The 23,631-nt window shown below is 68.1% G+C and carries 19 protein-coding genes and 2 pseudogenes; 12 read left to right on the top strand and 9 right to left on the bottom strand.

Annotation, left to right across the window (positions count from 1 at the left end; genetic code table 11):
• Positions 1–46 precede the first annotated feature (46 nt).
• Genes HYV14_12765 through HYV14_12750 form a run of 4 tightly spaced genes read left to right on the top strand, consistent with a single transcriptional unit; the run spans position 47 to position 7,990 of the window.
• A complete protein-coding gene (locus HYV14_12765; GenBank protein ID MBI2386860.1) occupies positions 47–4,384 on the top strand; it encodes an Ig-like domain repeat protein in 4,338 nt (1,445 codons plus the stop codon).
• Positions 4,381–5,274, top strand: a complete 894-nt coding sequence (locus tag HYV14_12760; protein MBI2386859.1) for a PorV/PorQ family protein — start codon at positions 4,381–4,383, stop codon at positions 5,272–5,274. The genes HYV14_12765 and HYV14_12760 overlap by 4 nt, the downstream gene beginning before the upstream one ends.
• Positions 5,275–5,279: 5 nt before the next feature.
• Positions 5,280–5,762: a hypothetical protein gene (locus HYV14_12755; GenBank protein MBI2386858.1), complete on the top strand. Its 483-nt coding sequence runs from the start codon at positions 5,280–5,282 to the stop codon at positions 5,760–5,762.
• Positions 5,763–5,812: 50 nt separating this feature from the next.
• Complete coding sequence (locus HYV14_12750) at positions 5,813–7,990, top strand: hypothetical protein (protein ID MBI2386857.1); 2,178 nt, start codon at positions 5,813–5,815, stop codon at positions 7,988–7,990.
• Between the two features lie 11 nt (positions 7,991–8,001).
• On the opposite strand, the gene HYV14_12745 is transcribed toward HYV14_12750, so the two are convergent.
• Together HYV14_12745 and HYV14_12740 are read right to left on the bottom strand one after the other, a co-directional pair.
• A complete protein-coding gene (locus HYV14_12745) occupies positions 8,002–8,577 on the bottom strand; it encodes a pseudouridine synthase (GenBank protein ID MBI2386856.1) in 576 nt (191 codons plus the stop codon).
• A 3-nt stretch (positions 8,578–8,580) separates the two neighbouring features.
• Positions 8,581–8,970 (bottom strand): hypothetical protein, encoded by a 390-nt coding sequence (locus HYV14_12740; protein MBI2386855.1) that lies wholly within the window; start codon positions 8,968–8,970, stop codon positions 8,581–8,583.
• 61 nt (positions 8,971–9,031) lie between these two features.
• On the opposite strand from HYV14_12740, the gene HYV14_12735 reads away from it, so the two are divergent.
• The 6 genes and pseudogenes from HYV14_12735 (at position 9,032) to HYV14_12710 (ending at position 15,816) form a co-directional block, all read left to right on the top strand.
• Complete coding sequence (locus tag HYV14_12735) at positions 9,032–10,495, top strand: trypsin-like peptidase domain-containing protein (GenBank protein MBI2386854.1); 1,464 nt, start codon at positions 9,032–9,034, stop codon at positions 10,493–10,495.
• 33 nt (positions 10,496–10,528) lie between these two features.
• The gene (locus HYV14_12730) at positions 10,529–11,098 is read left to right on the top strand and encodes a sigma-70 family RNA polymerase sigma factor (protein MBI2386853.1); all 570 of its coding nucleotides are present in this window, start codon (positions 10,529–10,531) and stop codon (positions 11,096–11,098) included.
• Positions 11,095–11,322, top strand: coding sequence for a zf-HC2 domain-containing protein (locus HYV14_12725; GenBank protein MBI2386852.1), 228 nt, complete (start codon positions 11,095–11,097; stop codon positions 11,320–11,322). Before HYV14_12730 ends, HYV14_12725 begins: the two co-directional genes overlap by 4 nt.
• On the top strand, positions 11,319–12,284 hold the full coding sequence (locus HYV14_12720; GenBank protein MBI2386851.1) for a hypothetical protein: 966 nt from the start codon (positions 11,319–11,321) through the stop codon (positions 12,282–12,284). The genes HYV14_12725 and HYV14_12720 overlap by 4 nt, the downstream gene beginning before the upstream one ends.
• A 16-nt stretch (positions 12,285–12,300) precedes the next feature.
• A pseudogene (locus tag HYV14_12715) lies at positions 12,301–13,758 on the top strand (ABC-F family ATP-binding cassette domain-containing protein).
• Positions 13,759–14,214: 456 nt separating this feature from the next.
• The gene (locus HYV14_12710; GenBank protein MBI2386850.1) at positions 14,215–15,816 is read left to right on the top strand and encodes a hypothetical protein; all 1,602 of its coding nucleotides are present in this window, start codon (positions 14,215–14,217) and stop codon (positions 15,814–15,816) included.
• Positions 15,817–15,822: 6 nt separating this feature from the next.
• Here the strand turns inward: HYV14_12710 and HYV14_12705 are convergent, their stop codons facing one another.
• Positions 15,823–18,096 carry an RNA-binding transcriptional accessory protein gene (locus HYV14_12705; protein MBI2386849.1) on the bottom strand — a complete coding sequence of 758 codons (2,274 nt, stop codon included), beginning with the start codon at positions 18,094–18,096 and terminating at the stop codon, positions 15,823–15,825.
• A gap of 66 nt (positions 18,097–18,162) precedes the next feature.
• Between HYV14_12705 and HYV14_12700 the strand changes: the two genes are divergently transcribed.
• Positions 18,163–19,527, top strand: coding sequence for an MATE family efflux transporter (locus HYV14_12700; protein MBI2386848.1), 1,365 nt, complete (start codon positions 18,163–18,165; stop codon positions 19,525–19,527).
• 70 nt (positions 19,528–19,597) lie between these two features.
• Positions 19,598–20,104, top strand: coding sequence for a hypothetical protein (locus HYV14_12695; protein MBI2386847.1), 507 nt, complete (start codon positions 19,598–19,600; stop codon positions 20,102–20,104).
• Here HYV14_12695 and HYV14_12690 read toward each other — a convergent pair.
• The 6 genes and pseudogenes from HYV14_12690 to HYV14_12665 all read right to left on the bottom strand — a co-directional run bounded on the left by HYV14_12690 (position 20,088) and on the right by HYV14_12665 (position 23,548).
• Complete coding sequence (locus HYV14_12690) at positions 20,088–20,384, bottom strand: hypothetical protein (GenBank protein MBI2386846.1); 297 nt, start codon at positions 20,382–20,384, stop codon at positions 20,088–20,090. The two genes, HYV14_12695 and HYV14_12690, sit on opposite strands and share 17 nt — an antisense overlap.
• 105 nt (positions 20,385–20,489) lie before the next feature.
• A complete protein-coding gene (locus HYV14_12685; protein MBI2386845.1) occupies positions 20,490–21,014 on the bottom strand; it encodes a hypothetical protein in 525 nt (174 codons plus the stop codon).
• 49 nt (positions 21,015–21,063) lie between these two features.
• Complete coding sequence (locus HYV14_12680) at positions 21,064–21,753, bottom strand: hypothetical protein (GenBank protein MBI2386844.1); 690 nt, start codon at positions 21,751–21,753, stop codon at positions 21,064–21,066.
• 9 nt (positions 21,754–21,762) lie between these two features.
• Positions 21,763–22,092 (bottom strand): DHCW motif cupin fold protein, encoded by a 330-nt coding sequence (locus HYV14_12675; GenBank protein ID MBI2386843.1) that lies wholly within the window; start codon positions 22,090–22,092, stop codon positions 21,763–21,765.
• A gap of 4 nt (positions 22,093–22,096) precedes the next feature.
• Positions 22,097–22,450: a YdeI/OmpD-associated family protein gene (locus HYV14_12670; GenBank protein MBI2386842.1), complete on the bottom strand. Its 354-nt coding sequence runs from the start codon at positions 22,448–22,450 to the stop codon at positions 22,097–22,099.
• Positions 22,451–22,742: 292 nt separating this feature from the next.
• A pseudogene (locus HYV14_12665) lies at positions 22,743–23,548 on the bottom strand (IS5 family transposase).
• Between the last annotated feature and the right edge of the window lie 83 nt (positions 23,549–23,631).

Genomic DNA, 23,631 nt, shown 5'->3' with positions numbered 1-23,631 from the left:
GCGTCAGACCGCTCTGGACGTCCTCCTTTATGACGCGGCGCCCCCGATGGCGTCTCTCTCCATCGTCGACCGGAGCACGATCACGACGGCCGCGCCGGTCGTCGTCGCGACCTACGTCGACTCGGGCCGCGGCGTCGACGTCTCCTCGGTGCGCCTGACCCTCGACGGCGTCGACGTGACCACTCAGGCCGTCGTCTCCGCGTCCTCGGCGACCTTCGCGCCGGCGCTGGCGCAGGGCGCTCATGTCGTCGCGATCTCGCTCGTCGACCTGGCCGGAAACGAGGCATCCGCCTCGGCGCGCTTCTTCGTGGACTCCCTGCCGCCGGTGACGACCCTCCAGGTGGACGGCCTCGCGGCGTCGACGACGGCCTTGGTGATCGTCTCGACCAACTCGCTCGGCTTCGCGTCGGCCGACGCGGGCACCGGCGTCGCTCAGACGGCGTATTCGCTCGACGGGGGAGCTTCGACCGTCTACGGCTCGCCGTTCAGCCTGGCGGCTGGGGCGCACTCTCTTACGTATTACAGCATCGACGCGGCGGGCAACGCCGAGTCGCCTCGCAATGCCGCAATCAACGTCCTGCTCTATGACGCGACTCCGCCGTCCGTGGCGGTGACCCCGGCGGCCGGAAGCACGGTCACGACGGCGACGCCGCGGATCGAGGCCGCCTATTCCGACGTCGGTCGCGGCGTGGACTTCTCGTCCGTTCGCCTCAGCCTCGACGGCCTGGATGTGACGCCCTTGGCGGCGATAAACGCCTCCTCGGCCGTATTCGTTCCGTCTTCCGCGCTCTCGCAGGCGACGCACACCATAGTCGTCCAGGTGAGCGACCTGGCGGGTAATCAGAGCGCTTCCGCTTCCACCTTCCTGGTCGATTCTCTTGCGCCCGTGACGACGCTCCTGGTGGACGGCCTCTCGACGAGCGCGAGCACCTTGGTCCTCATCTCGACGAACTCCTTGGGCTTCATCGCGGCGGACTCCGGGACCGGCGTCCTCGAGACGCGCTATGCGCTCGACGGCTTGGCCGAGGGCGTCTATGTCTCGACGTTCACCTTGTCGGCGGGCGCGCATACGCTGACTTACCGCAGCGTCGATCTCGCCGGCAACGCCGAGACGGCTAAGGTCGTCTCGCTGACGGTCTTCGGTCCGGACGTAAATCCGCCCGCCCTCGCGTTGACTCCGGCGAATGGGAGCACCGTGACCGTCGCGACCCCTGTGATCGGCGCCGTCTACGCGGACCTCGGCCGCGGCGTCGATCCGACCACCGTCCGCCTCGTGCTGGACGGTGTGGATGTGACGAGCCTGTCCGCCGTCACGGCCTCATCGGCGACCTTCGTTCCCGCCGCGGCCTTGGCCCAGGCCGTCCACGTCGTCTCGGCTCGTGTCGCGGACTTCGCTGGCAACTGGTCGAGCGCCGACGCGGCGTTCCTGGTGGATTCGATCCCTCCGTCGACGATGCTGCTGGTGGACGGTTTGCCGGCGGCTTCGACGAGCCTGGTCCTCGTCTCGACGAACGCGTTGTCCTTCGCGGCCTCCGACGCGGGCTCCGGCGTGCTTCAGACGCGGTACGCTCTCGACGGCTCCGCGGTCGAGACCGTCTTCACCTCGACCTTCGGCCTGACGCCCGGCTTGCATACGCTTGCCTTCCACAGCGTCGATCTCGCGGGTAACGTCGAATCCCTGAGACACGTCGCGCTGACGGTGCAGGCCTACGACGTCACCCCGCCGTCGGTCTCGTTGACGCCCGTCAACTCGAGTACCGTCACCGCCGTTTCTGCGATCGTCGCCGTCTACTCGGACGCCGGCCGCGGCATCGACGCCTCGTCGGTCAGGATGTCGTTCGACGGCGTCGATGTGACCGCGCAGGCCGTCGTGACCGCCTCCTCGGCCAGCTACACTCCGAGCGCGCCCCTCGCCCAGGGCGCTCATGCCGTGACGCTCCAGATCGCCGATCTGGCGGGGAACCGTGCCTCGGCGGTCTCGACCTTTGTGCTGGATTCAGTCGCTCCGGTCACTGCGCTTCTGATCAACGGCCATGTCGCCGTGAGTGGCAGCTTGGTCCTGACCTCGACGGACACGGTGGGCTTCGCGGCGGCGGACGCGGGCACGGGCATTCTCGAAACGCTCTACTCGTTGGACGGCGCCGTCGAGAGCGTGTTCACCTCGACCTTCACGCTTTCGCCTGGGGGCCATTCTCTCGCCTTCCGCAGCCGCGACCGCGCGGGTAACCTGGAGGTGACGCGGATCGTCTCGGTCTCCGTCACGAGCCCGTTCTCCGACACGACGCCGCCGCTCGTGCGCCTGGATTACCCCGGAACCTTGACTCTCGGGGTCGAGCAGGCGGTCGGCGGCGTGATCGACGTGCGAGGCGCGGTCTCGGATGCGAGCGCGCTGACGTGGACCTTGGAGACGGCTCCGGGCGCCGAGGCGACCGGCGGCTTCGCCACTCTCGCCTCCGGCGCGGGCAACCTCTCGGGCCTGATCGCGACTTGGAACACGGCCGCGCTCTCCGGTTATCAAACGCTGCGCCTGCGCGCGACCGACGCCTTCGGGAACTCGGCCTCGGCGACGGGAACCGTTTTCGTGGGCAACCCGGTGTTCAACTTCGCCATCGGCCGCAAGGATTCGAACGCGATCGTCTCGACGCTCAAAGGGCCGACCGGCATCGCGGTGCGCTCGGACGGGGCGGTGTGGGTGGCGAGCACGGAGAACGACAAGATCCTTCTGATCAGCCCCGCGGGCGTCCTGCTCGGGACGGTGGGCCAGGCCCCGGGACACAGCGGGCGGGCCAAGGAGCATGGGAAGAAGGACAAGGACCACGACGACGAGGATGAGGACGCGGGCGGCCTGAGCTTCAAGACTCCTCAAGGCATGGCTTTGGACGTCGCCGACAACCTGTACGTGGCCGACCGGGACCTCAACCGCGTGGTCAAGCTCTCGCCGGACGGACAGACCCTTCTTCTGCAGCTCGGCAAGAGGGACGGCCAGGGCCGCCCGAAGTCCGGCTCGGGCCTCGGGGAGCTCCGCCATCCCTTTGATGTCGCGGTGGACGGCAACGGTGACATCTACGTGGCCGACTCGGGCAACCGCCGCGTCCAGGTATTCGGAGCCTCCGGCGCGTTCCTGCGCCAGTTCGGCCAGGACGTGCTGCTCTCGACGTCCGAGATCCGCGGCATCGCGTTGACCGCCGAGGGCCTGTGGGTCTCGGATAAGGAACTCCAGATCATCCACCTCTTCAGCCGGTCGGGCGGCCTGATCAAGACCATCGGGGACGCCGACTCGGCGGTGGGCGAGATCTCGCGCACCCGCGGCTTGGTCTCGGACCGCTTCGGGGCGCTCTACGTCGTCGAGCCCAACCGCGACCGGGTCCAGAAGTTCGACCCGCGGGGCAATGGTCTGCTCGCCTTCGGCTCGAAGGCCGGCTTGAGCCAGGCCGACAAGAAGGCGAAGCGCTACCTCACCCAGCCCATCGACGCGGCCGTGGCCCCCGACGGCTCGATCTGGGTCGCCGACACCGGTCGTGACCGCATCGTGCGCTACGCGCTGCCGGCCTCGGGCGGCTACGGCGTGGCCGCCTACTCGGCCGGCGGCGGCGAGTTCTCGTCCTCGTCGGTGGAGCCCGCGCGCCGCGTCGTGGACCACAAGGACGGCGCCACGGTCTCGCGCGACGACGGGGCGGGAGTCCGCGTGCCCAAGGGCGCCTTGGCCGCCGACCTCGAGATCACGGTCGACAAGGGCGATGAGAACGAGGACAAGGCGCAGAAGGAGGCCAAGCGCCGGGAGATGAAGATCAAGGCCGTCTCCGAGGAAGTTCAATACGGCCCCGAGGGGACGACGTTCAACACGCCCGTCACGCTCACCGTACCCTACGACGCCAGCCTCATCGCCTCTTTGGGCATCAATGAGGACGACCTCAAGGTCTACTACTGGAACCCGGGCCTCAAGGACTGGCAGGTCATGCCCTCGACGGTGGACAAACAAAACAAGACCGTCAGCGCCCAGACGAACCATTTCTCGGCTTACCAAGTGGGCGGCTTGGGCGGCATCGGCGTGGCCGCCGTCGACGACTTCGGCCTGCGCGACGGCTACGCCTTCCCGAATCCGTCCCGGAACGGCTCGCCGGTGACCTTCCGGATGCAGCCCGGCTCGGCCGACTCGATCGAGGTGCGCGTTTACGACGTGTCGGGTCGCAAGGTGCACTCGTCTTCGGACTTCAGGTTCCGCGGCGCGATCGACGACGGAAACGGCAAGGGCGCGCAGAACACCTACGATCACGTCTGGGACGTCTCCGGGGTCGGCTCGGGAGTCTATACGTTCGTGATCACGGCCAAGAAGGCCGGAGAAGCGGACGTGCGCAAGACCGGGAAGGTCGGAGTGATACGATGAAGATCACTCTTCTCGCCGCTTTTTTGTTCGTTCTCGCTTCTCAGACCTCCCGGGCGGCCGAGACGGCGTCTTTCCTCGACATCGGCGTGGGCGCGCGCGGACTGGGCATGGGCGGGGCCTACACGGCGCTGGTCGACGACGCCGGCGCGCTGTACTGGAACCCTTCGGGGCTCGCCAAGCTCGAAAAGCGGGAGTTCACGGCGAGCCATGCCGAGATGTTCGAAAGCACGCGCCTCGACTTCCTGGCCTACGCGCATCCGACCAGCCAGGGGATCTTCGCGGCGGGTCTGACCTACTTGAGTCAGGGCAAGATCGACGGCCGCGACAGTTCAGGGCGGCAAACGGCGGGCTACGACGCCTCGGACGCGGCGCTGAGCCTGGGCTATGCCCGCAAGACGGAGATCGCCGATTTGGGCGCCGCCATCAAGTACCTGCGCAGCCATATCGGCGGAACGGAGGCGCAGGGAGCGGCCGTGGACATCGGCGCCAAGCGCGCGTTCGACAGGGTGAGCTTCGGCGCGGCGCTGCGCAACCTCGGCCCCGGCCTCAAGTTCCAGGACCAGCGCAACGACTTGCCGTTGAGACTCGCCCTCGGCGCGGCCTACAGGTTCGCCGGGGGCCACGCGGCGGCGGCCGAGGTGGTCAACGGCCCGCGCGGCGCGGGGACGGACGCCTCCTTCGGCGGCGAGTACCAGACGATCAAGAACGTGTACCTGCGTGGAGGCTACACGACGCAGACGGCAGTCACCGGCGGCTCGGGCTTCGACGTAGCGCGCGGCCTGACGTTGGGCCTGGGCCTGCGCAACGAGAAGTGGAGCCTCGACTACGCGATCCTACCCTCGGGCGAGCTCGGGCGCTCACACAGGTTCAGCCTCGGCGCCCGCTGGTGAATGTCATGAAGAAAACCTACGACGATCTCGTGATCATCGCCCATCTGGAGTATCTTCGGCCGGTGCCGCGTTACCTGGAGGTCGACTGCGCGTTGACGGTGCGGGCCTTCGTGGACGGCGCATACCCCGTCGAGCAGGAATTGCGCGCCCTCGAGGCCTTCCGCAAAGCCGTGGTCAGACTGACGGAGGAAGGGCTTTCCCGTTCTCCGGATTGCGGGCCGTGCATGGCGCCGTCCGTAAAACTGAAGCTGACGGGAGGCGAGGACAACCAGGACCCGGACCTGGAGTTCCACGCGGACCTTGGACTGGAACACTGGGGCGACCTGGATTTTTGGGTGCTTCATTGGAGGAACGAAGCGGGCGACTACATAAGCCCTATGTTCCTTGATGCCGGACGGGCTCTGAGTTTTTTAAAGTGCCTCCTGGACAAAAAGACCGGAGAGTGGGCCTCCCGTGTGTCTTTCGAAGCCGATCGCGTCGACTCTTAGCGCGGCTCGCAGCGCGCTTCTTTCTGAACGAGGACCGGAAAGCGGTATGATTGCGTATCGCCAACCCGGAAGAACGCCGCAAACAGGATCGAGCTCAGGTCAAGCCGCCGCGGTCGGGGTCGGCGGCGCTCATCGTCGCCGCGACCGCGGTCTGGACGATCGTAGTCGTCCATCAGATCGTCAGCGGCCAGGACTTCGGCCGGTATTTCGGCCGCTGGCTCGGCTATGATTTCGCGTTCATCCCGGCGGCGCATGCGGCCGCGGGGCACGTCAAGCGTCTTCTCGCGGCCGCGACGATCACCCTTTCGCTGCTCGGCGTCGGACGCCTGCTTCTGAGGACCTCCCGGTTCGTCGCGCACAACCCTTGGGAAGAGGCGGCTCTGAGCTTCGGCCTGGGGTACGGTTCCGTCGGAACCTTGCTGTTGCTCCTGGGTCTTTGCGGTCTCTGGAGCGGCGGGTTCCTGACCGCGTCATTGGCCGCTTTGGCGGTGTTGAGTTTTCCGGGCTTACGGGAGCTGTTCCTGTCCGTGCGGCGCGCTCTCACGCAGACGAGAACGAAGCCGGACGCTCTCGGCTCCTGCGCGGGCGCCCTTGTCGTGCTCGTTTGGCTGTACTCCTTGCGCTACGCGCTGATTCCCGAGACGTTCTACGACGCGCTCGTGTATCACCTGGCTTTGCCCGCGCAATATCTTCTTCACGGCGGGGTATACCCGACGCCGTCGAACTCGTATTCGGGCGTTCCGGCCCTTCCGCAGATGCTCTCGGGGCTGGCCCTCGCGATCGAACCATGGGGCATCGCGGCCTCCATCCTGCATTGCAGCCTTCTTCTTTGGTGCTGCGTCGCTTTGGTCGGATTGAGCCGGCGGCTGGGCCGCCCCCAAGCGGGCGTCCTCGCGGCGTTGATCTTCGCGGCCACGCCCGTCGTCATCGGCGAGTCGTTTCGGGTCTCCGTCGGTCTCGAATGGGCCTTGATGGAGCTGTGCTGTCTGACCGGGCTTCTCGTCGCCGCCGAGGAACAAAACGGGTTATCCATGCCCGCGATCGTCCTGGCTGGTAGTTTCCTCGGCTTTGCCATGACGACCAAGTATCCGGCGTGGCTGCTGGCGCTCGCCGCGATCCCGTTGTTGTCGGGAGGGAGGTTGTCGACCGCGGAGGAGCGAAAGCGCTTCACGGCGCGGCTGCTTGCGTGCGGCGCGATCGCGATGGTCCTCATCGTGCCGTGGGTGTTGAAGAACGTATTCTTCTACGGGAATCCGCTTTACCCGTTCTTCCATGAGCGGTTTGCCCCTGCAGGCGCGGCCGTACCGGACTGGCGTCAGATCAGCGCGGCTGGGACCGATCTAGGCCGGTTTCTGACGCCGGCGGGGTTCTGGAGCTATCTGAGGCACCCTTGGGATTTCCTGAAGCCGGCCGACGACCTCACTCAGACCACCGGTCCGGTTTACCTCGCTCTTCTTCCGGCCCTTCTGTTGTTTCCATTCGAACGTGGGGGGAGGCTCGTCGCGGTATTCGCCGCTGCAGCTTGGGTTCCATTGAGCGTGTTGTCTCCTATGACGCGCTTTTTCATTCCGCATCTTGCCGTCCTGGCGCTCCTCGTCGCCTATCTGATCGAGGGTCTGCAATCGAGTTGGGCCGCGAGGAGCTTCCGGATCGGCGCCGTTGGTCTTGCCGTCCTTTCGGCGTTGGGTTGGGCCGTCATGGACTCGAATAGGGGGAAACTTCCGGTCTATCTCGGCGCCAAGGAGTTCGGCGACTACCTGGGCCACACGACTATTTCTTATCCGCCGCCGCCGTATGCCGGTTATGAGTTCCTGAATAAGCAGGCTCCGGCGAACGCGAAAGTATTGATATACAGCGAGTCCCGCGGCTTCTACCTGAATAGAGAGGCGATCCTATCGTCGCCGGACCAGCGTACCGCTCTCGAATCCTGGGCCGACGAATCCGCCGACGGGGCGGCGTTGGCGCGGAAGATCCGGCAGGAGGGAGTTTCCTTCATCCTCGTCAACGGCGCCGAGATGACGCGGTTGAAGCAGGCTCCCCGGGTCACGCCCGCGGGACTGCGCGTCCTCGACGACTTCTGGAAGCGCTACACCGCGCGCGTGTTCGGGGTCCTCGATCCGAAGGATCGCTGGGTCGGCGTCTACTCGATCCTCGACGACGCTCAAGCGGCGCGGCCGCATCTCGTCGACGACCTCTTTGGTCAGTACTTGAAAAAATCCGGTTCGTAGCGGCGGCGCGGTTAGCGCTTCGCGGCGACGGCGAGCTCGCGCTTGTCCACCCAGCGCCATTTGCCTGGCGGCAGATCTTTCAGAGACACCTTGCCGATCGCCGCGCGCACGAGGCGCAGGCAGGGATGCCCCACCGCGGCGGTCATGCGCCGGACCTGGCGGTTGCGGCCCTCGATCATCGTCAGCTCGATCCAGGCGGTCGGCACGTTGAGGCGGAAGCGGATCGGCGGGTTGCGCGGCGGCAGGTCGGGCTCCTCGGGGAGCAGGCGCGCGCCGCAGGTCAAGGTCTTGCCGTCGCTGAGCATGACGCCCTTGCGCAGCTCCTTGAGCGTGATCTCGTCGGGCACCCGCTCGACCTGCGCCCAGTACACGCGCGGGTGGGCGTGCCGCGGGTCCGTCAGCCGGTGCACGAGCCCGCCGTCGTCGGTCAGCAGCAGCAGCCCCTCGCTGTCGAAGTCGAGGCGGCCGGCGGGATAGACGCCGGCGGGGAGCCCGAACTTCGACAAGGTGGGCTTGCCGTCCTTGTCGGTGAACTGGGTCAGGACCCCGTAGGGCTTGTTGAGGGCGACGATGCGCGTCTTGGCCATGGCTTACCCGGCTTTTCTTGCGCCGGTGAACGCATAGCGTACCACACGTCCGTCCCTCTCGCGCACGATCACGACGCCCGCGATGCGGTCGCCGTTGACGCGGCCCGACCATTCGATGGCGTCGCGGCTCGGACTATTGAGGATAGCCGCGAAAGCGGCGCCGTTCTCCTCCGCGCTCGCCTGGTAAAGGGTGGGGGAGTAGCCCTGGCTCACCGCGCCGGCCACGACGAGCTTGCCGCCGTGGAAGACGAGGGTCTCCTTCCTCGTGCCCCAGTGGAAGAAGCCGTCCCGCTTGATCTTCACGTCCCAGGAGGAGCCGTCGATCGGCCCGCCGAAGATGGCGGCGTACACGAAGTTGACGGCGGCGAACAGGGCGCCCGCGACTGTTTTCATTCCCCGTGGATATAGCAGGCGGGACAGCCGGCCGCAAGACCAAAATTGTTACGATGGACGCATGAGCCGAATCTTCCAGATGTTCCTTATCCTCTGCTCCATCCCCGCCTCCGCGGCGTCGAACGACCGCGACATGCGCCGCGCGACGGTGCAGATCCATTTCACGGCCAGCAACCCCGACTACGCCCAGCCGTGGCAGCCCGGCCGCCAGGGGGGAGGGACCGGCTCCGGGGTCGTCATCGAGGGACGGCGCATCCTGACCAACGGCCACGTCGTCGCCAACGCGGCCTACCTGTCGGTGCGCAAGTCGGGCGACATCAAGAAGTACCCCGCGCGCGTCGCCTTCGTCGGGCACGACGGCGAGACCGCGGTGATTACCGTCGACGACGAGTCCTTCTTCGAGGGCACGATCCCGGCGAAGTTCGGCGGCCTTCCCTATCAGCGCGACAAGGTCGCCGTCTACGGCTATCCGATCGGCGGCACCGACCTCTCGGTCACCGAGGGCATCGTCTCGCGCGTCGGCGTGACGACCTACTCCCACTCCGCGCGCGCGCTGCTGGCGGTGCAGACCGACGCGGCGATCAACCCCGGCAACTCCGGCGGACCCGTCTTCCGGGACGGCAAGCTCGTCGGCATCGCCTTCCAGCACAGCGCCGGCGCGCAGAACATCGGCTACGTCGTGCCGATGCCGATCATCGAGCGCTTCCTCAAGGACATCGAGGACGGGCGCTACGACGGCATCCCCGACCTCGGCGTCTGGTGGCAGAGCGCGGAGAACGACGGCTTGCGCCGCTTCCTCGGCCTCCCGGCGGACAACAGCGGCGTGCTCATCACCAAGGTCGCCTACGGCGCCTCGGCTTGGGACGCGCTGAAGGAGGGCGACGCCCTGACCAAGATCGACGGGGTCAAGATCGGCCAGGACGGGACCATCCCGTTCCGCGACGACGAGCGCATCGACTTCTCCGACCTCGTCAGCCGCCGCCAGGTCGGCGACAAGGTCGACGCCGTGGTCGTGCGCGGCGGCAGGGAGCAGGTCGTGAAGATCCCGATGAAGCCGTCGGCCGACCTCGTCCCCGGGCCCCGCTACGACGCCAAGCCCTCGTACTTCATCGCCGGCGGGCTCGTGTTCATGCCGCTCTCCGACGAGCTCATCGCCGCGCGCGGCGCCGGCTTCCGGGTCCGCTCCCTGTCCGCCGACGGGATGCCCGCGCCCGAGCGCACCGAGGTCGTCGTGATCTCCCACGTCCTGGCCCACGACTTCAACCGCGGCTATCACAACTGGTCGATGGCGCCCGTCACGCGCGTCAACGGCCGCCTGATCGGGAATCTCAAGGATCTCGTGGCTGCCTTCGACGCGCGCGTCGAAGGCAGCCATGAGATCGAATGCGAGCACTACTCCGGCTACGGCGAGAACAAGGGCACGCGCATCGTCCTCGACGCCGACGCGGCCGCGAGGGTCATGCCCGCGATCCTGGCGCGCTACGGCGTGCCCGTCGACCGCTCCGAGGACCTCAGGAAGCCCTGACATCCCGGGGCGCTTCGACGCACTCATACACAGATGACGACTGATCCCTCCGGCTGGGTCGACGCCTACGGCGACCGCCTGTTCCGCTACGCCCTGTCCCGCGTGCGCGACGAAGGCGCCGCCGAGGACCTGGTGCAGGAGACCTTGCTCGCGGCCCTGAAGTCCCGCGACCGCTTCCAGGGCGGCTCCTCCGAGCTGACCTGGATGACGGGCATACTCCGCAACAAGGTCTTCGAGCTCTACCGCCGCCAGGCCAAGGAGGTCCCGCTACTCCCGTCCGACGAGGACGCCGACCCCCAAAGCGAGTTCTTCGACGCGCGCCACTGGAAATCCTCCCAGGCGCCCGGCGACTGGGGCGGAGAGCCGGCCCGGAAGGCCGAGACCGCGGAGTTCGCGGCCGCGCTGCGCCGCTGCCTCGACGCGCTCTCCGCCGGCGTCGCCCGCGCCTTCGTCCTGCGCGAGATGGAGGGCCTGGCGCCGGACGAGACGGCCGCCGCCCTCGGCGTCTCCCGCGGCCATCTCGCCGTCCTCCTGTACCGCGCGCGCCTGCGCCTGCGCCGCTGCCTGGAGAAGAGCCACTTCGCGCCCGAGGCGGCCGCGTGAAGTTCCTCCCGTCCTGCCGCGACGTCTCCAGGCATCTCTCCGAGGCCCTCGACTCCGGACGGCCCCTCGGCCTGCACGTCCGCCTCCACCTGTCCCTGTGCGAGGCGTGCCGCCGCGTCCTCGCGCAGTTCGCGCTGATCCGCCACGGCGCCTCGCGCGCGCCCGAGGCGGGGCCGTCCCTCTCTCCCGAGGCCAAGGCGCGCCTGCGCGGGCTCCTCCGGTGACGACGCTCTCCGCGCTGTTCGTCTCGCCGTCGACGTGGGTGCTCTTCGGCGTCTCCGGGCAGCTCGCCCTGGCGGGATACGCGCGCTCGCCGCGATCCTGGGTCTGGGCCATGCCCCCGCTCGTGATGATCGTCTGCCTGCTCGCCGCGCTGCCGACCGCGATGGGCGGCGATCCCGGGGCGTATCAGATCGGCATGGGCTTCGGGCTTCTCATGGCCGCGGCGATGGTCGCCGCCCACGCGCCGGCGGCCATGAACGAGGGCCTCATCCTCGCGATCACCACGACGTACTGGATCTCGCTGCTCGTCGCGGGCGAGCGGGCGTGGTGGGGAAACTTCGCGCTGCTCCCCGCCGGCCTCGTCGCCTTCTTCCCCACCTTGGCGGTCGCCGGCGCCGCCGCGACGGGCCATCGCCCGGGGCGCGCCATGCGCCTGGGGCTGTACCTGTGGGCGCTGTTCGCGCTCGTCGTCGTCGGGGCCGTGCGCTTCCCCTACAGCGACTTCGCCGCCCTGCAGCGCTCGGACCGCGGCTGGGTCGTGATCCTCGCCGCGTCGTACCTCGGGGCGCACATCGCGATGCTCGTCCACAACGTCATGGCCCTGTTCCTTCTGCTCCCGGTCACCTCGAAGGGCCAGACCCTCAACCGGCGCCTCAAGGAGATCGAGGCGTACGCCGCCCTCCTCATCGACAACTATTCCCCCGAGCCGCTCGGCTGGAGGAAGGCGGCGCTCATCGTCGCGGGCCAGGCGGCCTTCGTCTGGCTCCTGAGCCGGTGGCGCCCGGACGGCGCGGGGCTCGCCGTCCATTCCTGCCTGTCGTTGTGCCTCGTCGGCTCGGTCTTCTTCTCCCGCCGGACCGGGCCCGAGGAGCCGGGGCGCCTGCCGACCGGAGGCGACCTCAAGCGCGAGGAGCGCCGCCGCCGGGAGCTGGGCCGAAAGGCCCGCGCGGACGAGGCTTCATAGAAGCTAAAATGTCCTCGTGATATCCGTCCGCGGCATCAAGAAATCCTTCGGGGACCAGGTCCTCTACGACGGCGCCGAGCTCCAGCTCAACGCCGGCGACCGCTTCGCCTTGGTCGGACCCAACGGGGCGGGGAAGACCACCTTGTTCAAGATGCTCCTCGGCGAGGAGGAGCTCGAGGGCGGCTCCATCGAATGGAAGCGCGGCGCCAAGGCCGGCTATCTGCCCCAGGAGAACCCCCCGATCGGTCCGGAGACCGTGCTCGAGACCGCGCTCGCCCACCGCGCCGACCCCGACGGCCGCGAGACGGCGAAGGCCAAGAAGATCCTGATGGGCCTCGGCTTCCTGGTGAAGGACTTCGACCGCCACCTCTCCGAGCTCTCCGGCGGCTGGGCCATGCGCGCCGCGCTCGCCCGCCTGCTCGTCGAGGAGCCCGAGCTGCTCCTGCTCGACGAGCCCACCAACCATCTCGACCTGCTGACCTTGGTCTGGTTCCAGGAGTACCTCCAGTCCTACCCGGGCGCGATCTTGATGATCTCGCACGACCGCTCCTTCATCGACAACGTCTGCTCGGCCATTGTCGCCGTCGAGGAGAAGAAGCTCAAGAAGTACCACACGAACTACGACGGCTTCCTCGCCGAGCGCGAGGCCGCCCGCGAGCGCCTGCTGTCGGCCTGGAAGCAGCAGCAGGACGAGATGGACGCGATGAAGGAGTTCATCATGCGCAACCGCGCGCGCGTCTCCACCGCGTCGCGCGTGCAGAGCGTCATGAAGAAGCTCGAGAAGATCGAGGAGATCGTGCTGCCGCCCTCGACGAAGGCCGTCAGCATCTCCTTCCCCCAGCCCGGCCGCACCGGCACCACCGTCCTCAAGCTCAAGAACGTCCATAAGTCCTACGGTCCCACGAAGGTGTACGAGGGCCTCGACTTCGAGCTCGAGCGCGGCTGGAAGATGGCCTTCGTCGGGCCGAACGGCGCCGGCAAGTCCACCTTGCTCAAAGTCATCGGCGACATCATCCCGATCGACTCCGGCGAGCGCACGCTCGGCCACAACGTGAAGGTCGGCTACTTCTCCCAGCACCGGGAGGGCCAGCTGGAGCCCAAGCGCACGGTCCTTCAGGAGGCGATGAGCGTCGGCCGCACGAACGGCGACTTGTTCACGCGCACCGTGCTCGGCACCTTCCTGTTCCCCGGCGACGCCGTCCACAAGAAGGTCGAGGTGCTCTCGGGCGGAGAGAAGAGCCGCCTGCAGCTGGCCAAGCTCCTGCTCGACCCGCCCAACGTCCTGCTCCTCGACGAGCCGACGACCCACCTCGACCTCACCAGCGTCGAGGCCCTCGTCGAGGCCCTCAAGAAGTTCGAGGGCACCATCTGCGCGATCAGCCACGACGTGTACTTCCTCAACGCCGTCGCCGACCACGTCGTCCACGTCGTGCAGGGCAAGATCACCGTGTTCCCCGGCAACTTCGAGTACTTCCAGCACCGCCAGGCCCAGCTCGACGCCGAGGCCGAGAAGAACAAGCCGGAGCCGACCGCGGAGCAGAAGGCCGTCCAGGAGGCCGAGAACCTCTACGAGGCCGGCAAGGAAGCCCGCCGCCGCGCGAAGGCCCTCGAGAAGGCCCAGGCCGAGCTCGACCGCCTGCACGCCGAGCTCGAGCGCATCGCCCACGACATGTCCGACCCGAAGCTCTACGAGGACTTCGCGCGCGTGACCAAGGTCGGCGAGGAGATGGAGACCGTCCAGGCCTCCATCCAGCTGAAGGAAGAGGAAGTCAAACGCCTCACGGCGTGATTCCTTCGTGCTCGCGCCGGCGCGAGTCCCCGGCCTCCGGAACTGTTTCCGGAAACAGTCGGGAATCGGCCGCCAAACGGCCCCGCCCCGCTAGGCCGTTCGGCTCAGGGCAGAGGCCGGCGGCGGGTCTACACTGAGGTCATGAGACGATCGCTCCCTCTCCTGGCCCTTCCCTTCCTCCTCGTCCGCGCCCAGGCGGGCACCGCCGCCGCGGCGGTCCGCGAGGCGCCGCGCATCATCATGCCCGGCGCGCCGTTCGGCCGGAACTCGGCCCCGGGGATCATCCTCGCGCCGAGCGCGCCGACGCTCACGCTCAGCGCGCGGCCTTCGCTCGTCGTTCCCGCCGCTCCCGTCATCGCGGCTCCGGCGCCCGCGATCATCGTCGCCGCCCGCGCGATGACCCCCGAGGAGAACGCGCCCGCGAAGCTGCCCTCGCAGGGAGAGCTCAAGGCGTTGGCCGAGTCGCTGGCACCCGCCCGCGGCGCCGAGGGCGCCTCCGGGGCCCGGCAGTCCGACGCGCTCGACTCCGCCTTCGACGGCAAGCTCGCCCCCGAGGCCGCGGCCTGGAGCGGCCTGTCCGCGACCTTCGCCGCCGCGCCGACGACGCCGGGCCTGGGCTACGTCGCGACCGCCGGCCGCTCGCTCATCGCGCGCCTTCTGCCCTCGTTGTACCGCCGCGTCCCCGCGCGGGCGGATTACGACCACGGCGAGCGTCCGTCCACGGGCCACACCTGGACGCCCGAGCGCGGCCACCTCATCGAGATCAACCCGATCCGGGCGAACTCCGACGGGAACGTCCCGAGCGCCTTCGGCGGCGCCCACGAGCCGCTCATCCAGCAGAAGATCTCGCACCTGATGGAATACGCGCACGAGTACTTCCACGTCCTCTTCGACGACGCCACGCGCCGCAAGGAGAACCACCCGATGACCTCGGCCTACTCGGCGATGACCGAGGGCTTCGCGGTCACCGGCGAACAGATATTGGCCGAGCGCATGCTCGCCATGGCTCCGTCCTTGGGTCTGGGACCGCGCGACGCGATGGACCTGGCCGGGATCTCGAGCGGCCGCCGCCGCTGGCTCGACGTGGAGGACAACCACTACTCCGAGGGGATACAGGCTTGGCGGAAGGCTTACGCCGACGGCGGCATCTCGGGCGTGTCCTCCTTGCTCGCCTCGCTCTCGGCGCGGCGCATGATCGCCATCCCGCGCTCCGACGCCGCCTACCAGCTCGTCCTCGGCGACCCGAAGCTCCTGTCCGCCTACCTCGGCCGCGACGAGTCCTCTCCCGAGCGCCGCGGCGCCGACGCCTTCGCCAAGGCCGTCCGCGGGGAAACGTTGACCGCGGCCGAGACGAGCGAGGCGGCCGCCGTCGTCGAGCGGGCCGGCCCCGACGCCTGGCGCCGCCTCTTCGAGCGGACCCTCCGCTCCGACAAGCGCCTCGCGGCGCCCAAGGAAGCCGCCGCCGAGACCGGGAACTGGTGGGAGAAGAAGAAGGCCGAGCCGATGGCCTCGGTCGAGCCCGTCTTCGTCCTCGCGCGCCTGAGCCCCGCCGCGGGCGCCGCGCTCTCGCGCTACCTGGCGGCCGCGATCTCCGAGCCCGGCGGCGCGGTGAGGCTCTTCGAGCGCGCCGGCCCCAACGAGAAGCTCGCCGCCATCATCAACGGCGCCGAGGCCCTGCCCTGGGACGAGGCGGACCGCAAGGCCTGGAACGACGGGCTTTCGCGCTGGCTGATCGGCGTCTAAGAGTCCTTAAAGCCGGCGCTTGGACATCATCGCCTTGAGCGCCTCGGCCATGGCGCCGACCGGCGCCTCCTGCGGCTTGGCCTGCATGGGGCGGGACGACGAGCCCCGGCTCGCGGCGTTCGCGGAATTCCGGTCGTCGCGGCTGCCGATGACGGGCTTGCTCTTCAGCGACAGCGCGATGCGCCTGCGCGCCAGGTCCACCTCGAGCACGGTGACGTGCACGCGCTGAGCGACCTTGAGCACGTCGGACGGCGCCTTCACGAAATTATCCGACACCTCGCTGACGTGCACGAGGCCGTCCTGGTGGACGCCGATGTCCACGAACGCGCCGAAGGCGGCGACGTTGGTGACGATGCCGGGCAGCTTCATGCCGGGCTTCACGTCCTCGAGCTTGGAGACCGCGCCGAAGGCGAACGCCTCGAAGCCCTGGCGCGGGTCGCGGCCGGGCTTGGCCAGCTCGGCGAGGATGTCGCGCAAGGTGGGCTCGCCCACCTCGGCGGTCGCGTACCGCTTTATGTCGATCTTCGAGCGCAAAGACGCGCTGGCGATCAGCTCCGAGACGGTCGTGCCCAGGTCGGCGGCCATCTTCTCGACGATCTCGTAGCGCTCGGGATGGACGGCGCTCGCGTCGAGCGGGTTCTTGCCGTCGCGGATGCGCAGGAAGCCGGCCGACTGCTCGAAGGCCTTGGGCCCGAGGCGGGGGACCTTCTTGAGCGCGGCGCGCGAGGCGAAAGCGCCGTTCTCGTTGCGGTACTCGACGATGTTCTTGGCGAGCACGGGCCCCAACCCGGAAACGTACGACAGCAGCTCCTTCGACGCGCTGTTGACCTCGACGCCGACGCTGTTGACGCAGGACACGACGGTGTCGTCGAGCGAGCGCTTGAGGCCGTTCTGGTCCACGTCGTGCTGGTACTGGCCGACGCCGATCGACTTGGGATCGATCTTGACCAATTCGGCCAAGGGGTCCATGAGCCGGCGGCCGATGGAGACCGCGCCGCGCACGGTCAGGTCCTCGTTGGGGAACTCCTCGCGCGCGGCCTCGGAGGCGGAGTACACGGACGCGCCGCTCTCGTTGACCATGACCACGGTGACGCCCGAAAGGTTCAGGCCGCGCACGAACTCCTCGGTCTCGCGCCCGGCGGTGCCGTTGCCGATCGCGATGACCTCGCTCTTGTGCAAAGCGGCGAGCTTCTTGATCTTGAGCCCCGCCTCGGCGCGTCCGCCCTCGCCGGTGTGCGGGTACACGACGTCGTGGTGCAGCAGCTTGCCGTTGCGGTCGAGGCAGACGAGCTTGCAGCCGGTGCGGAAGCCCGGGTCGAGCGACAGGATGGCCTTGTGCCCGAGGGGGGAGGACATCAGGATCTCGCGCAGGTTGCGCGCGAACACGGCGATCGCCTCGCGGTCGGCCGCCTTCTTCGTGTCGAGGCGCACCTCGGTCTCCATCGAGAAGGACATCAGCCGGCGGTAGGCGTCCTCGACGGCGAGGCGCACCTGGGCGGCGCAGGGGCCCGCGCCCTTGGCGAACAGGCCCTGCAGCATCGGGATGGTGTCTTCCTCGCTGACCGACACGCGCATATACAGGAACCCCTCGGACTCGCCGCGGCGCATCGCCAGCACGCGGTGGGACGGGGCCTTGGCCGCCGGCTCCTTCCAGTCGAAGTAGTCCTTGAACTTGGCGCCCTCGTTTTCCTTGCCGGTGATGACCTTCGAGTGGAACTCGCCCTTGGCGAAGAACACCTCGCGCAGGCGGGCGCGGGCGGGGGCGTCCTCGGCCACGCGCTCGGCGATGATGTCGCGCGCCCCGGCCAACGCCTCGGCCGCGTCCTTGACGCCTTTTTCCGCGTCGATGAAGGCCTTGGCCAGCTCCTCGGGGATCCCCGGGCCCTGGGCGAAGAGGGTCTCGGCCAGCGGCTCGAGGCCCTTCTCCTTGGCGATCATCGCGCGCGTGCGCTTCTTCGGGCGGTAGGGCAGGTAGATGTCCTCGAGGATGGCGAGCGTCGCCGCGCCGACGACCTTCGCCGTCAGCTCGGGCGTGATCAAGTTGCGCTCCTCAAGCGACTTCATGATCGCGGCCTTGCGCGCGTCGAGCTCCTTGAGCTGCCCCAGGCGGTCGCGCACCGAGGTGATAGCCACCTCGTCGAGGTTGCCCGTGGCCTCCTTGCGGTAGCGCGCGATGAACGGGATCGTCGCCTCCTGGTCGAGCAGGCCGATCACGGCGTTGACTCCGGCGGCGGGCAGCTTGAGCTCGGCGGCGATGAGAGAGGGGTATCGGTCGATCATGGTCGTTGATTTTACCTTACCGACGAGGATTTTGGGTGTCAGGCTCGCAAAATCGTAAAATACACCGTGAAGATCGATTTCGCGTGGCCCGAGGCGCGCTCCGTGCTCAAGCTCGCCGGGCCCATCGCCCTGACCCAGATCGGGATGGTGCTGTACGGCACCGTCGACATGCTGTTCGTCGGCCGCCTGGGGCCCGTCGCCATCGCCTCCGTCGGCTTGGGCTCGATGACCTACTTCACCTGCTTCGTCGTGGGCATGGGCGTCGTCATGGGCATCGACAGCCACTCCTCGAAGGCCTTCGGCGCCGGCCGCCCCGACCTGTGCGGCCAGCTGCTCGTGCACACGCTCGTCCTGGCGCTCGCCGTCGCCTTGCCGATCTTCTTCCTCTTCGGCTTTGCCGGGGCGGCGTTCCGCTTCATCGGGGTGGACCCGCGCGCGGCCGACGGCGCGGTCGGCTACCTCGCGGTCCTGCGCTGGGGCGTGTTCCCCGGGCTGTGCTTCGTCGCCTGCCGGCAGTTCCTCCAGTCCATGAGCGTGACCGCGCCCTTGCTCGTCGCGATCGTGGCGGGAAACCTCGTCAACGCGGCGCTCGACTGGCTCCTCGTCTTCGGCAGCCTCGGCGCGCCCAAGCTCGGCGTGCCCGGCTCGGCTTTTGCCACGCTCGCGGCCAACGCGACGATGTTCACGGTCGTCGCGGCCGCGTCGTGGAGACGCCTTAAGGCGATCGCCTTCAAGTTCCACGGCTGGCACCGGCGCCTGTTCGTCGACGTCGCCGCCCTCGGCCTGCCCGCGGGCGCGGCGATGGCCGTCGAAGTGGCCGTGTTCTCGCTGGTCACCGCGCTCGTCGGGCGCCTGGGCGCCGAGACCTTGGCCGCGCATCAGCTCACCTTGAACCTCGCGAGCCTGACCTTCATGGTGCCGATGGGCCTCTCGCACGCGGCGGCGGCGCGCGTCGGCCAGGCGCTCGGCCGGGGCGATCGGCGCGCGGCGACGGCCTCGGGACGAGCGGCGACGATCATGAGCGTGACGTTCATGGCCGCCACGGGCTTGGCCTTCGCCGCGGCTCCGCGCCTCATCCTCGGCCTGTTCGGCGCCGACGACGCGGTGATCGCGGCCGCCACTCCTCTCCTGTACTGCGGCGCCGCCTTCCAGGTCTTCGACGGCGCCCAGGCCGTCCTGACCGGCGCCCTGCGCGGCCTCGGCTCCACGCGCCGTCCTTTGCTGATCAACCTGCTCGGCCATTGGCTGATCGGCCTGCCCATCGGCGCGACCCTCGGCTTCGGCCTGAAATGGGGGGCGACGGGCCTGTGGCTCGGCCTCGTCGCGGGACTGGCGTCGGTCGCGATCCTGCTGTGGCGCGAGTGGGAGCGGATGGTCGTGGAAACCGGAACGGTTGCTGATCCGCCGGCAAGCGTCACCGCTCCGGTGTAGACCGATTGCCTCGGGGCGGGGGCCCCTTTCGTCTCAGGCGTCCCGGGCGGGTCCCCGGTATCATGGTCTCATGATCAAGCTCCTCGCCCTGGCTCTCGTCCTCTCCTCCGCCGTCCCCTGCCGCGCCGCCGTGTCCTGCACGCCCGACGCCCAGTGGGTCTCCTCGTCGTCCTTGTCCGTCCCCGAAGCGCGCCTGACGGAGCATCTCGCGCGTCCCGTGCGCCGGGCGACGCCCTCGATGCTGACGGTGTACTCCGTCGCCTCGTGGATCGGGATCGTCTACCGCGACGCCTCCTCCGAGCCCGCCTGCCACGCCACGGGCTCCGTCGCGTTCTACTACGTCGGCCCCGAGGACAAGCCCGAGCTCGATTTCGTGAAGACCATCGAGGCCGGCAACGAGGCCTCCCTCAAATCCCGCCTGCTCGACCTGCGCTGGTACGACTCGAAAGACGGCCTGCGCCACGCCTGGGCCGGCTTCGACCTCGCCGACAGCCTGGGCTGGTCCACCGACGAGCGCGGGGAGCGCGGCGGACCCTGGCCCATCTCGTACGCGGCCCCCGTCAACGCGCTGTACTGACGGCCCGCGCCTCGAGCAGGGCCTTGAACTCGGCTTCGCCGCCGTGGAACGCGTTCCGGTCCACCGGGCCGGCGACCCCGTTCACGCGGGCGTTGTCGGCGTACTGCCAGAAAGTCCATCCCCGTCCCGGCCGTCGGAAGACGTCCCGCATCCACAGGGGATAACCCGCGCTCCGGCCCGCGAGGTAGCGCGCATAGGACGAGCGCGTCGCGTACAGCACGGGCGGCTTGCCGTAGGCCATGACCACGATGGCGGTGAAATCCGCCAGCTCCTCGAGCACGGCCTCCTTCGGCGGGCGCGCTCCGACCTTGAGGCCCGTGCCGCCAAGGATCCGGCGAGCAGCGCCGCCGCGGCGGCCGTCATGTATGAGCGCATGGAGTCGTGCCTAGTCGTTCCAGGGCTTCACCGCGGCCACGCGGCCCTTCTCGTCCAGCGCGACGTCGAGATAGTACAGCTCGGCCAGGGGGAACTGAAACCGGAAGGCCGCCAGCCCCGTCGGCTCGATCTCGAAACGCGTTCCGTGGAAATCCTTCGCATGGCCGACACCGATCTCCGTCACCGTGCCCTTCCGGGCGAGCACGCTGCGCGCTTCCTCCACGGTCATGCCCGGCTTCAGCCCGCCTCCCGACGCGTGCCAGGCCGCGAAGCTCTCGTGCGCCGAGCCGATGAACGCCGACGGGACCGTCAGCGCGCCGAACAGCGTGCCGCCGAGCGCCGAGGCCAGGGAGAGGCGGCGGAGCCAGCGGGGCCGGGCCTGGTCCCTCGACACGCGCAAGCCCACGCGGACGAACACCGCGAGCAGCGCGAGCAGGAGCGAGCCGATCAAGGGCTCGGAGGCCAGGACGGCTCCCGCCAACGAGATCATGATGATCAGGACGAGGGGGACGCCGACCGTCAAAGCCGTGAGCATGCTTTCCCCATACCGCGGCGCGGGCGGGAAGCTTACAGCTCCGGTCGCCTCAGGGCGAGACGGGCACCCACAGGGGGTTGTCGTCGATCAGCTTTTCCGCTTCCGGCGTCCCGATCGCCTTCAGCGTCGAATAAGAGCTGGAGCTCCAGTCCTTATCCTTGATGAGGACGCCCAGGCGCGGCACCGCCGCCTTCGCCGCCGGTCCGATGCGCTCGAGGATCTGCAGCGCCGACAAGCGGGCGCCGTCCTTGCCGTCGAGAAGGGCGATCAGCTCCGGCACGACCGGCGCGGCCTTCGGGCCGTATCCCTTCAAGGCGTTCGCGGCCGCGTAGCGCAGGCGGTCGTCTTTCCCGCCCGTCCAGCGGGCCAGCGCCTTCAGCACCTTCGCCGGAGGCTCCTCGAGCATCGCCAGGCCCTCGACCGCCGTGATCGTGCCCAGGGCGAGCAAAGGCTTCCACGCGCCCAATCGCCCCAGCTCCTCGGCGGCCGCCTTCGCCTTCCTCAGCTCTCCGGTCTTGGCATGTGCCGGGTCGCGATGTGTGGCCGATCCCGTCAGCGCCACGGCGTTATTGTGCTTGCGCGCCTCGAGCCCGGGATCGGCGCGCAGAGCCTTGAGCAGGGCCGGTTTGACCTCTCCGACGACCGCCGGCCCCCTGGCGGCCAGCTCCTCGTGGCACTTGGGCGCCTCCGGCCATCCGGAGAGAAGGCAGGCGATCAGGGCGGTGATGGGGGTGTTCATGGTCTTCCTTCAATCCACGATGAAGATCTTCGCGCCGACTTCGGTGTACGAACGATGCGGTTCGCCGTTATCCGAGACCTGATAGCTCATGCCGGGCTTGAGCGTGAATCGACGGCCGTCCTTGAGCTCGGTCTGCAATTCCCCGTCGGTGCACAGCAGGATGTGGCCCTTCGCGCACCAGTGATCGGCCAGGTAACCCGGCGAGTACTCGACCACGCGTACGCGGATGGGGCCGAACTCCCGGGTTTGCCAGTAGGCCGTCCCGCGTTCGCCCTTATGTTCGACGCGCTCGACTTGAGACCAGTCCGTAGTGCCGAATGGGATCGCAGTTATGTTCATCGCCTCACCTGTGAGGACAGCCCGGCCAACAACAGGGCCGGCGCATGCCTTTGCGCATCTTATCAAGACCGACCGCTATGCGGTGAGTTCTCGTCGCTTCTTTCTTGGCGGATGTCACCCAGCAGATCCACTCGTTGCGCGCCAGCGGCGTGATGTCGGCCCAGACGGTCCTCGCGGCGGCGTCGGACGCGACGGCTTGGCGGAGATCCGCGGGCAGGCGATGCGGAGTTCTAGGGGTGGGTTTTCGTTTCGCCGTCACTTTGAATGAAGGTCCGCGAATTCTCCTGCCACGCGCGCGTCCGCAGGATCGAATGGTCAGCGTGCGACTGCTGCCTGCGCTTAACGCTCCAGTTCTCATTTCGCAAGACGGTGCCTCCGCGAGTGCTTCCGTCCAACTGTTTCCGGAAACAGTTGCCGTTCAAACTTGATGCCTTTGCCGTCCACGGCGCTTCGTCCTCAGCCGAACTCATACCATTTAATTTCACGATCATACTTCGCTCCGCACTTTCGGCACCTCCAGAAGCCCTCTCGCTTAGTCATGAGGTTCGAATGTCCAACCGTTGCTGACCGTATAACGCCGAGGATGAGCGGCGGCGGCTATTAAGATATTCCTCACCGAACCGCCGGCCGCTCTATCCATTAGTTAGAAGTCATCCAACAACTCGCTTGAGCGCGATGAGCGCGCAGGCCATATGAACCAAACCCAAGAAGGTCAAAGCGGATCGCTCGTAGCGAACGACGAGGCGTCGGAAGTTTTGGAGCCACGCGTTAGTCCGCTCGACGATCCAGCGCCGCGCGTAGCGTCGCAACGGCCGACCGTCCTGCGTCGGCGCCTTCTTGCGGTTGCGCCTATGCGGCACGATCAACTCGATGCCGCGCCTATCCAGACGCTCTCGAAGCGGATCACTGTCGTAAGCCTTGTCGGCGATCACGCGCTCGGGACGAGTGCGGGGACGACCTGGACCGAGACCGCTGACCCTGACCGTCTGGAGGGTGACTTCCGCGAGCTTGACCTCCGCCGGGGACGCCGAGTCCAAGTGAACTCCGAGCGGAGTACCCTGGCCATCAACCAGAACCATAAGCTTCAATCCCTTCCCGCGCTTGGTTTTGCCGACTTTGAGGCCCCCTTTTTGGCACTGAAGAAGGTCCCGTCCAGGAAGCACTCGTCCCAACGCACTTGGCCGCGCTCGTTGAGTTGGGCGAGGAAGGTCCGCCAGAGCTTCTCCAGCGTTCCATCCTTGGTCCATTGGCCCAGCCGCAGATGGACCGTGCTCTTTTTCCCGTATCGTGGAGGCAATTCGCTCCACTGTGCTCCGGTCCAAAGAATCCAGAGGATACCCTCGAAGCACTTGCGGTCGTCGGCCCAAGGTCGGCCGCCCTTCGGAGCGGCTTTGCGCGGAGGAAGTTGTTTGCTGACTTCCGCCCACTGCTTCTCGGTCAATTCTCGCCAGGCCATGCGCCATCTCCCTGCTGAACAGGCATTCCTCGGCGGAAGAACCAATCATGCAATTTTCAGCAGGGTTGTTGGATGACTTCTAG

The organism is Elusimicrobiota bacterium (assembly GCA_016182905.1).
Taxonomy (GTDB): domain Bacteria; phylum Elusimicrobiota; class Elusimicrobia; order UBA1565; family UBA9628; genus GWA2-66-18.
This window is presented reverse-complemented; position numbering and strand designations above follow the sequence as displayed.

Bases quoted from the DNA above. Each gene is read 5' to 3' on its own strand.
- HYV14_12765 (MBI2386860.1), top strand. From the start codon at position 47: ATGGCGTCTCTCTCCATCGTCGACCGGAGCACGATCACGACGGCCGCG.
- HYV14_12760 (MBI2386859.1), top strand. From the start codon at position 4,381: ATGAAGATCACTCTTCTCGCCGCTTTTTTGTTCGTTCTCGCTTCTCAG.
- HYV14_12755 (MBI2386858.1), top strand. From the start codon at position 5,280: ATGAAGAAAACCTACGACGATCTCGTGATCATCGCCCATCTGGAGTAT.
- HYV14_12745 (MBI2386856.1), bottom strand. From the start codon at position 8,577: ATGGCCAAGACGCGCATCGTCGCCCTCAACAAGCCCTACGGGGTCCTG.
- HYV14_12740 (MBI2386855.1), bottom strand. From the start codon at position 8,970: ATGAAAACAGTCGCGGGCGCCCTGTTCGCCGCCGTCAACTTCGTGTAC.
- HYV14_12735 (MBI2386854.1), top strand. From the start codon at position 9,032: ATGAGCCGAATCTTCCAGATGTTCCTTATCCTCTGCTCCATCCCCGCC.
- HYV14_12730 (MBI2386853.1), top strand. From the start codon at position 10,529: ATGACGACTGATCCCTCCGGCTGGGTCGACGCCTACGGCGACCGCCTG.
- HYV14_12710 (MBI2386850.1), top strand. From the start codon at position 14,215: ATGAGACGATCGCTCCCTCTCCTGGCCCTTCCCTTCCTCCTCGTCCGC.
- HYV14_12705 (MBI2386849.1), bottom strand. From the start codon at position 18,096: ATGATCGACCGATACCCCTCTCTCATCGCCGCCGAGCTCAAGCTGCCC.
- HYV14_12695 (MBI2386847.1), top strand. From the start codon at position 19,598: ATGATCAAGCTCCTCGCCCTGGCTCTCGTCCTCTCCTCCGCCGTCCCC.
- HYV14_12685 (MBI2386845.1), bottom strand. From the start codon at position 21,014: ATGCTCACGGCTTTGACGGTCGGCGTCCCCCTCGTCCTGATCATCATG.
- HYV14_12680 (MBI2386844.1), bottom strand. From the start codon at position 21,753: ATGAACACCCCCATCACCGCCCTGATCGCCTGCCTTCTCTCCGGATGG.
- HYV14_12675 (MBI2386843.1), bottom strand. From the start codon at position 22,092: ATGAACATAACTGCGATCCCATTCGGCACTACGGACTGGTCTCAAGTC.
- HYV14_12670 (MBI2386842.1), bottom strand. From the start codon at position 22,450: ATGAGAACTGGAGCGTTAAGCGCAGGCAGCAGTCGCACGCTGACCATT.